Here is an 11,038-nt window from a genome sequence, read left to right as displayed (position 1 = left end):
TGCAGCATAGCCAAGTGAGCGCCGAAGCGCAATTAAAGTCGCAGGGACACTGTCGCTTCGATGCGCATCTCGCTGAGATTGCCGTTGCTGACCAGCGTTTCACGATTACGGTGGGCATAGCTTGCCAATAAGTCAGCGGAGAGTTTCCGGGACATAAGATAGCGAGCCCGAGACGAGAGCCGATAGACGGTGCTGTTGTTGGGGGAGCCGATATAATCCTGATAGCTCAGGTCGCCCGATGCGCTCAATATCACATTGCGCAACAATTCATGATCCACGCCCAAAGAAATGCGATTGTCAAAAAACGCCGTGGTGATGGCGATATTTGAATCCTGGATCAGGCGACTGCCTCGGAGCGTGAATGTCGTCAGCTCTGACGGGAAATATTCGAGCTTGGCATCGACCGACAAACCCTTAACTTGGCGGAACAACGGGCTGTCGAAATTACGCCATGTATATCCGGAAGCCAAAGTGCCGCGTATGAAGGCGGGCAAGTCCATGCTCACCCCGGCAACGGCCCGATAGCCGTCCGAATCGCGATTTTCTACTCCGGGTGCCAGCAGGGCGTCATACCGCGTCCGAGCATAGCTGAGCTGTCCATAGACAGACAGACCGGGGTTCAGCGCGCGCTCGAACTGCCCGACGATGCTATCGATGGTTCGGCTGCGATTGGACTGATCCAGCGTGGTCGAATCGCTGAAGCGGATATTGTTAAAGTCATATTCATTACGATTATAGGCCAGCGCAATCCGGTTGCGGCCGAGCTCATATCGCCCCCGCAGTGACAGGAAATTATAATCGTAATTGGACAATGCGGCGACGTTGGCATCGACGCCGCCGGAAAAGGCGCTTTCAAATCGATTGCCGGCCTGCACCTGGGCAGTGAGCGTCAGGGCGCTGGTGGCATCGACCCGGCCGAGCGCACCGACATTCCAGCTATCTTCGTCACGAACGCTGTTGTCGAAAAATCGACGGAAGGCACCCGATGCGGTCGCGGTCAATTGATGGCGGGACCAATCCGATTGTGCCCGGACGGATGGACGGATGATCGCATAGCCATCCGACACCTCATCGGAGTCCGCGAGGAATATATTGTCATTATAGCCAAGGCCGATGTCGAGCCTGGGATAGACCAGAAAGCTGCTCGCACGAATGCCCAGCGCATCATAGTCGGGCCGCCGCTTTTCGGTCACGGCGATATTGCGGCTGCGATCATAGTCGACCAGCAGTTCCGGCTCTACCAGGATATCATTATCCTGCGCGAATGCGGCCTGCGGCGCAGTGACCGCAAGCGCGCAAATAGCCACCAGAGGCCCTTTCCTGAAGCGCTTCATCACTTTCCCCCTTAATATCAAAGTTCACTGGCCGGCTTAGGTTGCTTTTTTAGGACCGACCCGTCCTCAATCACTGATTTGATGAGTAATTGGCACCGCCGCCACCGCCGCCCACGCCAAGAAGCGGGGAGAAGCCTACGGCACCCGCCCCGTTGCTCGTGCGGATGGAGCCAGTACCAACCCTATAAGACTGCAATACGTTTTGAGCGGCCTGCTCCAAATTCTTGTAGGATGCAGCGCCGCTGACGGTGCAGGAGAGAGCGGATTCGATCAGTTGGAACAGCAACGTCTTATCGGTTTCCGCGCGGACGACCGCGTCCTGACTGATGACGAATATCAACGCAGCTTCCAGATCGGCGGTGCCCGCATCCGTCGGCAATGGCCTGACCGAATCGATCATCGCACGGCACAAGGTTCGCGCTGCCTTATCCCGGTCAACCGTGTCGACCGCTTCCTGCGACGGGGGCGGCTGTGACGGAGATTCCTGCATTGCAGCGGCTTGTTGCACCGCCACTATGGCAAAAGCGGCCAGGAGGCCAGCGCGATAAGGCCGCGCAAATCGAACGGTCATGCTCAGTTACCTTTTAAAAAACCAAAATAATTCATAACGTTAGAATATCCGCTCGCCGACCCGAATGGTGTCGCCGGGGAACACGTGGAAATCGTCCGTTTTCTTGTAGGCGACCTCCCGGTCCTGACCGGCGGCCCGAACGAACACGACGCTTTGATCGGCTCTGGGTGTGCTGCCTTCGGCAATGGCGATTGCCTGGCCGATCGTCAGGCCGTTGACATAGGGATAGGTCCCCGGCGCCTTGACTTCGCCCAATATATAAAAGGGCCGGTAGGAGGTGACCTCCATATTGACCTTGGGATCACGCAGATAGCCGGTGCCCAGCTTGGACTGGACGACCTTGGTCACTTCTTCCACCGACTGGCCGGCGGCCGCGACATCGCCGATGAGCGGCAAGGACAGCGTGCCGTTCGTCCCGATCGCAAATTCGCCCGACAGGCTCGGTTCGTTGAAAACGGTCATCCGCACCTTGTCGCTCACGCCAAGCTTATAGACTTCGGCAGGGCCTCGGTTCGCCGCCAGACGTTCCGCAGGGGGCGAGATGCCAGCCGTGCCGCAGGCCGCAACCATAAGCGCCAAAAGGCCACAGACGGCCATGCGCAGCGTATTCCGTAGAAAGATCATCGAACCAATACTCCCTAACCGCCTCTTAGTATCCACGCACTATGTAAACAAGGTCGTTAACCTTAGCCCAACCACGCCTGGGGTTGGTAGAAGATCCGACATCCATTCAAACAGATATTCATATCGTTTCTGTTACCCACCGACTCGCTGATCATCGGCCGGTTGATAATTGGGCGGCAGGCATTGGCTGCCATCCGGCCTTGGGAAGGTTGCGCAATTCCAATAGGCTATTTCGCGCGACCGGGACTTGTCGCTGAAATAATAAAAGTCCGGCACTTTGTCGGGCCAGCGCACCCGCCCGAACGCACCTCCCGTCACTCGCCCGGGCGTGCCTGCAAAGCCCACGACCGTGCAGGACTCCCGGCGACCTTTGCAGATGTCGAGGGCCATAACGGCCAATGCCCCGGGAAAAGTGCCCGATTTGATCTGGATAACGAATAGTCCCGTGCTGCTATCAGCAGCGGTCAAGGCATTGCCGCGCAAATCCGCGTTCACGCTCGATGACGGCAATGGCTTTGCATCGCCGCCTGTTGTCCCGGCGACATCGGCCGAGATGTCGCTTGGCAGTGGCTCCAGCGCCAGGGTGCCAGCATGGCTGGGCGACAGCCCGCGCATCGCGGCGATGACCGGTTCGCTCCCTGCATGCGCCCGGTGAAAGGCGACCGGCCGACCGCTGGCCCCGCGCCAGCGGAAAAATAGATGGGTCCGAATCTTGGCCACCTTATCGACGCTGCTGCTCCAATTTGGGACGACCCAGTCGGTATGATAATGGGTCGCCCAGCCGATGGGCGAGAATACGAGACCGTTCAGCGCCAGGCTCGCCATCGCCTGGGCGCGTCCCCATGCCGTCGCAGAGGGGGTTCTGCGGACCAGGGCACCGTCACAGGTGAAGGTGAACTGGCAACCCGTTTTGCGTTCGGAACCCTGAAAAACGACGCCGCAGACGCTGTTGGGGAAGGAGGGGTGCCGCATCCGGTTGATGACGGTCTGGATTACCGACTCCTGGCCGAGCGTATCGTCTCCCGCTTCATACCAAGCGGCCGCAGCCAGACAATCGACGGCACGCGCCCGGTCGGCAGGGGCCAGGTTCAGGCGTAGCGGGATCGCTGCGGGGTTGGGCTCGGTCGAAAAGGGCACCGCCTCATTCACCTTTCGCGCCGTTTCCTGCGGAACGTCCAGATAGTGGACCGGTTCAACGGGCGGTGGTGGCGGGAGCCGACGTATCTCTGCATTAGTGAGCGATGCATAGGACCGTTGGGCCGATCCCGCATGGCCCGGCCCGAACGGATCGCCGAGCAATAAAAAGGCGGTCGCCAAAGCGCCCCCCACAAGAACGACGACCAAAAGTCCGAGCAGCGTAAAGAGCATCGTCTGTCGGGGGAGGGCCATCCGGTCCGGCGCAACATAGGCAATTGCCTCATCGTCGGGACCGGGCACGGGCGCTACACCGTTCCATGGGTGTAATTCGGGCCGGGCGGTCGGCGGGGTGCGTGGCGGCTCTTGCATTGCGCTGCCGCATAACATCCGCACGGTCCATTAGCCAGTGTGGGGCACAGGCTGGCACTTTATGGTCAGAAGCGGGGCAGGGCATTCGCCAGGGGGCACCCGCTGCCATCTATAATCCGGCCGTAATTACGATTTAAGATAGCCGATCAAGGGCGGCATCGCGGACGACACGCAGGGTAGGCCGTTCTAAAAAAGCAACAATGCGACAGCGGCGAGCAATGCGACCAGTCCCCAAGCGCCCAATGCGGACGCCAGCACAATGCCCAGGCGCTGCCGAGGCGAGAAGGGCGTTTCGCTCTCACCTTTTGGGTCAGTTGCGGGAAGCGGCGTGGGAAAGGAGCGGAAATCGACGAAAATCAAAGGCTCCGATACCTGTATTGCCTTGACGTCGGCCGGGGTCAGGGGCTCTTCGAAAGCACATCCGACGTGAACGCCATCGGTCCACACGACGCGGCTCGCCCGGATCCCGACGCCGGGCAGCCCGACCATCACATATTCATCGACAGCCAGTTGCGAATCGCAGTTCAGTCGACAACCCGTGGCCGACAAATCTTCGATGCGGATGTCGATCGGATGGTGATTGGGACCACGCAAGGTCGAAGGCCGGCCGATCTCAAGCCGTTCCGACGAACGATCCAGGCGGTAGAGTGTGGCGCGCAATGTCGAGTGCATAGAAAACCTCCGCGCCGAGATATAAGGCGCAAATCCTAAATGATCGCTAAAGTGGGAAGCGATGGTGGGCCATTCGTGCCGAATGATCGGGCAAGACCAATATGCCTGGCCCGGATCGGGTTAGGCGACGCGCTTCCACTGCAGCGGGCTACCGGGCACCTGGGCGCGTACCCAGATGAAACCGGTCTGATGCCAATGCCGTATGCGGGACGTCAGGCTGTCGAGGACCATGTCCCCCTCGTCCGTCCGCACCAGAAGGACAGTGTGCAGCCCAACCCCGGATTTGTACACGACGGCCAGGAACAACCGGTCGGTAGGAATACCGGCTGCAACCAAATCCGCCTGCTTTTGCAGCGCTATGTCTTCGCAATCGCCGGTCGCGCCTGGCTATTGCCGCTGGGCTTCCAATATTCGTCAACGCCGAAGATCGCGTTGTCCGATTGCTGCAGCACGTCATTATTGATCCGCGTGTTGATCTTGCCGATGATCTTTTTGGCGGTCAGGGGTCGGTCAGGCGTCGAGTTAGATCCGATGTTTGATGACCGACGACTCCGCCGGTCGATCGCAGCGGTGCTGAACGCGCCATCCCGTCCGTTCAGACAGGTCCAGTCGCGGATTGCGCGGCGTCCGCGCGGCGATGGTTCCGGCGTGATGCACGGCGCGGCGGCCGCGAGCGGCGAGTCGTCTGCCGCCAGACCGCAGGCTGCCCGGTCGCGTTCGCACATTTCCAGATAGCCGACAGGCGCATCGGCGCTATCGCCAAAACTGATATAGGCAGGCTGGCGCAAGGCCGCGGGCGCTGGGCTCACAGCGACACCAGTCACCATTATGGCTAAAATCGAACCGAGCAACTTCATGGACCGCCATCCTTTGTGTAGGCGATCCTCTTCTGTCAGATGGAGATAGCGCTTCGATTACCAGCGACGGTTAACGCCGCTATCACCATCATGGGCAGGCCGACGCGATGTCGCAGGGCATCAATCTGCGAATTTCATTCCTTCTGTCAGATAGGCACGAAGCCGTGATGTAAACGCCTCGGGCGCGACATTGGCGATTCGGTCGGATCCAGTCATCGGCGCATGAACCAGACGGCCCATTTCCTGCTGCAGCGCAGCAACGTCATCGACGATCTTAAGTCCCGGCGTGTCCCGGAACCTGGCGGCCGTGTGCAACTGATGGTCGGTCGTATGTTCCTTCAACGCTGCACGGCGCGGCAGCATCAGCATTTGCTTGCCGATTTCCAGCGCCTGCAGGATCGATCCCATGCCGACATGCGCGACGAACAAGGTGCAGCCTTCAAGGCGTTTTTGATAATCACTATGCGGCACGATCCGTGCCCATTCACAATGGCGCGGTTCATATTCGCCTTCGCCGATCTGCAGGAACACCGGCACATCGGGATGGGCGGCGGCCCATTCGTCCACCCCCTGGGTAAGCCGGTCAAACGGCAGCATCGATCCGACGGAAGCGAAAATCATATCACTCTGCCCCAACATTCGACCCCTTCGCTCTGCGCGACGTCGGGCCATTGGCTGATGACTTTGGTTGCGAGCTTGCGGGCTATCCGTCCCGATCCCGACAGCCGCTCCGAATTTGCGATACTGTCCACCCACAGCGTGCGACAGCCAAAAAGGCGCCCCAGCATCATGAAGGGCAGGGCAGGGGCCGATCCGGTCGTCACCACGACGGATGGGCGATGTTTCAGGAAAATGCGAAACGCCTTCAAGAAGGTCGGCGCCAGCGGTCGGGGATCGAAGCGAGACGAGTCCGCCACGAGATAGAGCGGCGCGCCCGCCACCATATGCTCATACCCCGCCAATGTCGAAACATAGACGATGTCGAAGTCGGCAAAGGCCGGGCGCATGCGCATGAGTTGGACCCAGTGACCACCGCCGGAGGCGACGGCAAGTAGCCGGGATTTCTTGCCTTGCGTCAACGCACCCATGTCCAAGCCTCGAATCGGTGGGAGATGACCCCTTTGCGACCTCGGTCGAGTTCAGACATATTCGACAACCTTTCCGCTTTGGCACTGCCCATCGCATTGCACGATACAACAGCCCTATCCGAGCCGCTGGGTCGTTGCTGATTCGATTCAGTTCTAGCGTAATGCATCGGCCGCGAAAGGCCTATGTCACCCCGCTTGCCACCTATTATGGATGCGGTGTGTGGGGCGCTACCGGAAATCCCATCTCGCCCCGGAACTGTTGGCACGATCGGTATAGGACTTAAGCGAACCGCACCGCTCTCCGTTCAACGTCCCCTCCAGACGGAGGTTCATGACGATGAAATTAAAAGCCGACCGTGATGGATGTGACTGGCTGGGGCGGCAGGATTCGAACCTGCGCATGGCGGCATCAAAAGCCGCTGCCTTACCGCTTGGCGACGCCCCAGCAGGCCGACCATCGTCGGCGCGGGTCGCCATATAGCGCGTCGGGCGCGAAAGGAAAGCCTAGTCATCACAGTTTCGCGACGGCACTATGACGCTTCTTGGCTTCGTACCGGATCACCACACCCATGTCCGCTTCCTCTTCCCCCACCTCCGCGCAGATGGCGCCCGCATCGCCACTCTTCCTGCGTGAGGATGAAATCCGGCGCGGCATCGAGATGCTCTATTTCGGCTATTCCGCGCTCACCCGCTCGATCGACGAGGGGCTGGCGGCGCAAGGGCTGGGGCGGGCGCATCATCGCGCGCTCTATTTCATCTCGCGCCAGCCGGACCTGACCGTCAAAGACTTGCTGCGGCTGCTGTCGATCACCAAGCAATCGCTGGGCCGGGTGCTCAACGACCTGATCGAGCGCGGCTATATCGAGACGCGGCCTGGTGCCAGCGACCGGCGGCAGAAATTGCTGCGGCTGAGCGCAGAAGGCGCGGCGCTGGAGGCCGAATTGTTCCGGGCGTTGCGGGAAAAAATGGCGGCGGCCTATGCGCAGGCGGGGCAGGGGTCGGTCACCGGATTCTGGCGCGTATTGGAAGGGCTTATCCCCGAATCGGATCGATCGATGGTGTTCGGGCTGCGGGGGCGCTGACCTACGCAACGCAACCTAATCGGCCTTCCTGCGCTTACCTCACTCCCTTCATTGGCAAAAGGAGCCATCATGCGACACACATTTCTAGCCGCGCTGGCGGTTGTCTCGGCGGTCAGCCTGTCGGCCTGTTCGGAAAAGACCGAAGACAGCATTGAAAATACCGGATCGGCGATCGGCAATGACATGAGCAGCGCGATGGACCGTGCGGGCGACACGATCGACAACGGGCTCGATGATGCGGGCCGTGCGATCGACAATGGCGCAGCGCGGATCGGTGCTGCGACCGACGAAGCGGCTGACGATGCCGATCGCACAGCAGATGAAGCCAAGCGCGATGTCGGCGATACGCTGCAGGAAGCGGGCAGCGACCTCAAGAACGACTGATCGAAATGGGCCATGCATGACCATGGGGTTATGTGTGGCCCATTCGCGCGCTTGACGGCGCGCTGCATTGCGGACAGCGCGGCACTATGTCGTCCGCTACTCCCGCCCCACCCCCCACCAGCCGCCTGATCATCGGCCGCCCCGAACTCGCGCTGATCGGCATCACGATCCTGTGGGGCGGGACTTTCCTGATTGTGCATCACGCCATGCGCGAATCCGGGCCGTTCTTCTTCGTCGGGTTGCGCTTCGGGACGGCGACCCTCGTCACTTTGCCGCTCGCCTGGCCATTGTTGCGCGGCATCACGCGGCAGGAACTCGGCGCTGGTCTGGTGATCGGCCTCGGCATCTTTGCGGGCTATTCGCTCCAAAGCTGGGGGCTTCAGACGATATCGAGCAGCACATCGGCCTTCATCACCGCCGCCTATGTGCCGCTGGTGCCGATCCTCCAATGGATCATCCTGCACAGGCGGCCGCGAATCGCCAGCTGGGCCGGGGTCGCGCTGGCGTTCGTCGGCCTCATGCTGATCGCCGCGCCGCAGGATGGCGTGGAGCCGGGGACAGGTGAATTGCTGACCCTGATCAGCACGCTCGCCATCGCGCTGGAGATCATCTTCATCAGCCTATGGGCGGGACGCGTCAATGTCGCGCGGGTGACGCTCGTCCAACTGGCGGTAACCGCGCTGCTGGCCTTCGCTTGCATGGTCCCGGCGGGCGAAGCGGTGCCGCCCTTGTCGTGGACGGTCATCCTGTCGGCCTGCGGGTTGGGGCTGATCACGGCGCTCATCCAGTTCGTGATGAACTGGGCGCAGCGCAGCGTGTCGCCGACCCGCGCCACGCTCATCTATGCGGGCGAGCCGGTCTGGGCGGGGATCATCGGGCGGATCGCGGGCGATCGCCTGCCGCCGCTGGCGCTCGCCGGTGGCCTGCTGATCGTCGCCTCCATGATCGTGAGCGAAATGCGGTTCGGGAAACGCGACCGCGCCTTGACCTAACCCCGCCGAAACTCCGGCGCGCGCTTTTCGAAGAAGGCGGCAAACGCCTCCTGCGCTTCGGCCGATTGCAGCGTCGCGCGGAACAACTGCGCTTCTTCCTCGATCCGGGCAGTTAGAATGGCCGGATCGCCCTTCATCAGGCGGCGAGTGGTGGCGAGCGCCTGGGGCGGCTTCGCCATCAAGGCCGTCGCCTTGGCGCGCGCATGGTCGCGCAGCGTTGCGGCAGGCACGACCGCCGTGACCAGGCCCGCCCGATCGGCCGTCTCCGCGTCCATCGGTTCGCCCAGCATCAGCATCGCCGCCGCCTTGGCATGGCCCAGCGTCGCAGGCGCGAGCAGGCTCGACCCGGCTTCCGGCACCAGCCCCAGATTGACGAAGGGCATGATGAAACGGGCATCGGGCGCGGCGTAGATAAGGTCGCAATGGAGCAGCATGGTCGTGCCGACGCCCACCGCCAGCCCCTGCACGGCGGCGACGATCGGCTTGTCGAAGGCGGCGATGGCGCAAATGAAGGCGAAGGCGGCGGCAGCGCCTTCCGGCCCGGCGATGAAATCTTTCAGGTCATTGCCCGCACAAAAGGCATCGCCATTGGCCGTGAACAGGACCACGCCGATGTCGGCGCGCGCCGAGGCATCGGCAAGTGCGGCGATCATCGCATGATACATGGGGGCAGTAAGGGCGTTCTTCTTGTCGGGGCGGTCGATATGGATTTCGATGACGCCAGCGATATTTTCGATGATCGCGATGGACTCGCTCACGATGCGCTCTCCCTTATGTCTCTGTCACTACCGATGGGCATTGATCGGGCGGTTGGAACTATTGTTCGCCGGGGAACAGCTACCATCCAGATCACGACCCACGCCTGCATGTCTCTGGCGAAACTGTTGGCGCAAGCGGCGGGCCGCGTCTATCCCCCCGCCGTCTGTCAGCCCAAGGCCTAGCCCCATGATGAACCGACTGCGCCACGCCCTCGACCCTTTCCTCTTGCTGCTGCTGGCGACCGTGCCCTAGCGTCGATCCTGCCTGCGCGGGGGGATGGTGCGCTGATTGCGGGGATGGTGGCGGACGCTGGCATCGTGCTGCTTTTTTTTCTGCATGGGGCGAAATTGTCGCGCGCGGCGATCTGGGACGGGATGCGGGCGTGGAAGCTGCATCTGGCGGTGCTGGGAACGAGTTTCCTTCTGTTCCCGCTGATTGGCCTCGCGACGCAGCAGATCGGCGTCATTCCCGATGACATGCGTGCGGGGCTGCTATTCCTGACGCTGCTACCCTCGACCGTGCAGTCGTCGATCGCCTTTACCGCCATCGCGCGGGGCAATGTGGCCGCTGCGGTGGTCAGCGCGTCCTTCTCCAACCTGCTGGGCATCGTCGCGACGCCGCTGCTGGTCGCGCTGCTGATGCGGCAGGGCGGGACGAGCGTATCGCTGGCGTCGATCGAGGGGATCGTGCTGCAATTGCTGCTGCCCTTTCTCGTCGGCCATCTGGCGCGGCCATGGATCGGCAAGTTCGTGGCACGGCACAAGGCGAAGATCGGATGGGTGGATCGCGGCTCGATCCTGCTCGTCGTCTATGCCGCCTTCTCGGCCGCCGTGGTGGAGGGGCTGTGGCAGAGCGTGTCAGCTGGCGAGTTGGCGCTGCTGGCGGGCGTCTCCTGCGTCATGCTGGTGATCGTGCTGGTGCTGACATTGGGGCTGGGGCGGCTGATCGGGCTGACCCGCGAGGATGCGATCGTGTTGCAATTTTGCGGGTCGAAGAAGAGCCTGGCAACCGGCGTGCCGATCGCCGGCGTGCTGTTCCCGGCGGCGGCGGTCGGGCCGATCCTGCTGCCGCTGATGCTGTTCCACCAGATCCAGCTGATGGTCTGCGCCGTGCTGGCGCGGCGCTACGGGGCGCAGGTGGATCAATGATGAAGGGAGGAAAGCGCGGTT

The 11,038-nt window shown here is 61.7% G+C and carries 13 protein-coding genes, 1 tRNA gene and 1 pseudogene; 4 read left to right on the top strand and 11 right to left on the bottom strand.

All coding sequences use genetic code 11. The annotated features are described in order from the left end of the window. Positions 1 to 32: 32 nt before the first annotated feature. The 10 genes from BF95_RS00760 to BF95_RS00715 form a co-directional block, all read right to left on the bottom strand. Entirely contained in the window at positions 33 to 1,307 is a 1,275-nt protein-coding gene (locus BF95_RS00760) for an outer membrane beta-barrel protein (protein WP_161774186.1), read from the bottom strand. A gap of 97 nt (positions 1,308 to 1,404) precedes the next feature. Next, positions 1,405 to 1,734, bottom strand: a complete 330-nt coding sequence (locus tag BF95_RS00755; protein ID WP_152542502.1) for a hypothetical protein — start codon at positions 1,732 to 1,734, stop codon at positions 1,405 to 1,407. Positions 1,735 to 1,944: 210 nt separating this feature from the next. Further along, positions 1,945 to 2,529, bottom strand: coding sequence for a polysaccharide biosynthesis/export family protein (locus BF95_RS00750; RefSeq protein WP_043148659.1), 585 nt, complete (start codon positions 2,527 to 2,529; stop codon positions 1,945 to 1,947). 132 nt (positions 2,530 to 2,661) lie between these two features. Continuing rightward, positions 2,662 to 4,035 (bottom strand): cell wall hydrolase, encoded by a 1,374-nt coding sequence (locus BF95_RS00745; protein WP_235209500.1) that lies wholly within the window; start codon positions 4,033 to 4,035, stop codon positions 2,662 to 2,664. A 186-nt stretch (positions 4,036 to 4,221) separates the two neighbouring features. Then, a complete protein-coding gene (locus BF95_RS25440) occupies positions 4,222 to 4,707 on the bottom strand; it encodes a PilZ domain-containing protein (protein WP_051519791.1) in 486 nt (161 codons plus the stop codon). A gap of 120 nt (positions 4,708 to 4,827) precedes the next feature. Further along, entirely contained in the window at positions 4,828 to 5,043 is a 216-nt protein-coding gene (locus BF95_RS30890) for a transglutaminase-like cysteine peptidase (RefSeq protein ID WP_051519790.1), read from the bottom strand. 20 nt (positions 5,044 to 5,063) lie between these two features. Beyond that, a complete protein-coding gene (locus BF95_RS00730; RefSeq protein WP_152542501.1) occupies positions 5,064 to 5,516 on the bottom strand; it encodes a hypothetical protein in 453 nt (150 codons plus the stop codon). A gap of 168 nt (positions 5,517 to 5,684) precedes the next feature. Beyond that, on the bottom strand, positions 5,685 to 6,185 hold the full coding sequence (locus BF95_RS00725) for a glycosyltransferase (RefSeq protein WP_051519789.1): 501 nt from the start codon (positions 6,183 to 6,185) through the stop codon (positions 5,685 to 5,687). Further along, complete coding sequence (locus tag BF95_RS00720; RefSeq protein WP_043148655.1) at positions 6,182 to 6,652, bottom strand: hypothetical protein; 471 nt, start codon at positions 6,650 to 6,652, stop codon at positions 6,182 to 6,184. Before BF95_RS00720 ends, BF95_RS00725 begins: the two co-directional genes overlap by 4 nt. A 370-nt stretch (positions 6,653 to 7,022) precedes the next feature. Further along, positions 7,023 to 7,097: transfer RNA gene (locus tag BF95_RS00715), tRNA-Gln, on the bottom strand. A gap of 124 nt (positions 7,098 to 7,221) precedes the next feature. On the opposite strand from BF95_RS00715, the gene BF95_RS00710 reads away from it, so the two are divergent. From BF95_RS00710 to BF95_RS00700, 3 genes are all read left to right on the top strand, one after another. Continuing rightward, positions 7,222 to 7,734, top strand: a complete 513-nt coding sequence (locus BF95_RS00710; protein ID WP_051519788.1) for a MarR family winged helix-turn-helix transcriptional regulator — start codon at positions 7,222 to 7,224, stop codon at positions 7,732 to 7,734. Between the two features lie 69 nt (positions 7,735 to 7,803). Further along, the gene (locus BF95_RS00705; protein WP_043148651.1) at positions 7,804 to 8,118 is read left to right on the top strand and encodes a hypothetical protein; all 315 of its coding nucleotides are present in this window, start codon (positions 7,804 to 7,806) and stop codon (positions 8,116 to 8,118) included. 86 nt (positions 8,119 to 8,204) lie between these two features. After that, positions 8,205 to 9,110: a DMT family transporter gene (locus tag BF95_RS00700; protein ID WP_043148793.1), complete on the top strand. Its 906-nt coding sequence runs from the start codon at positions 8,205 to 8,207 to the stop codon at positions 9,108 to 9,110. Here the strand turns inward: BF95_RS00700 and BF95_RS00695 are convergent. Continuing rightward, positions 9,107 to 9,868, bottom strand: a complete 762-nt coding sequence (locus BF95_RS00695) for an enoyl-CoA hydratase-related protein (protein WP_043148649.1) — start codon at positions 9,866 to 9,868, stop codon at positions 9,107 to 9,109. The two genes, BF95_RS00700 and BF95_RS00695, sit on opposite strands and share 4 nt — an antisense overlap. Before the next feature lie 190 nt (positions 9,869 to 10,058). Between BF95_RS00695 and BF95_RS00690 the strand changes: the two are divergent. Further along, positions 10,059 to 11,017, top strand: a pseudogene (locus BF95_RS00690) (bile acid:sodium symporter family protein). Positions 11,018 to 11,038 lie beyond the last annotated feature (21 nt).

Origin of the sequence: Sphingobium sp. Ant17, from assembly GCF_000588875.1 — a bacterium.
GTDB lineage: Bacteria > Pseudomonadota > Alphaproteobacteria > Sphingomonadales > Sphingomonadaceae > Sphingobium.
Note: the sequence above shows the minus strand (reverse complement) of the source record. Positions and strands in the feature narration are given on the sequence as shown.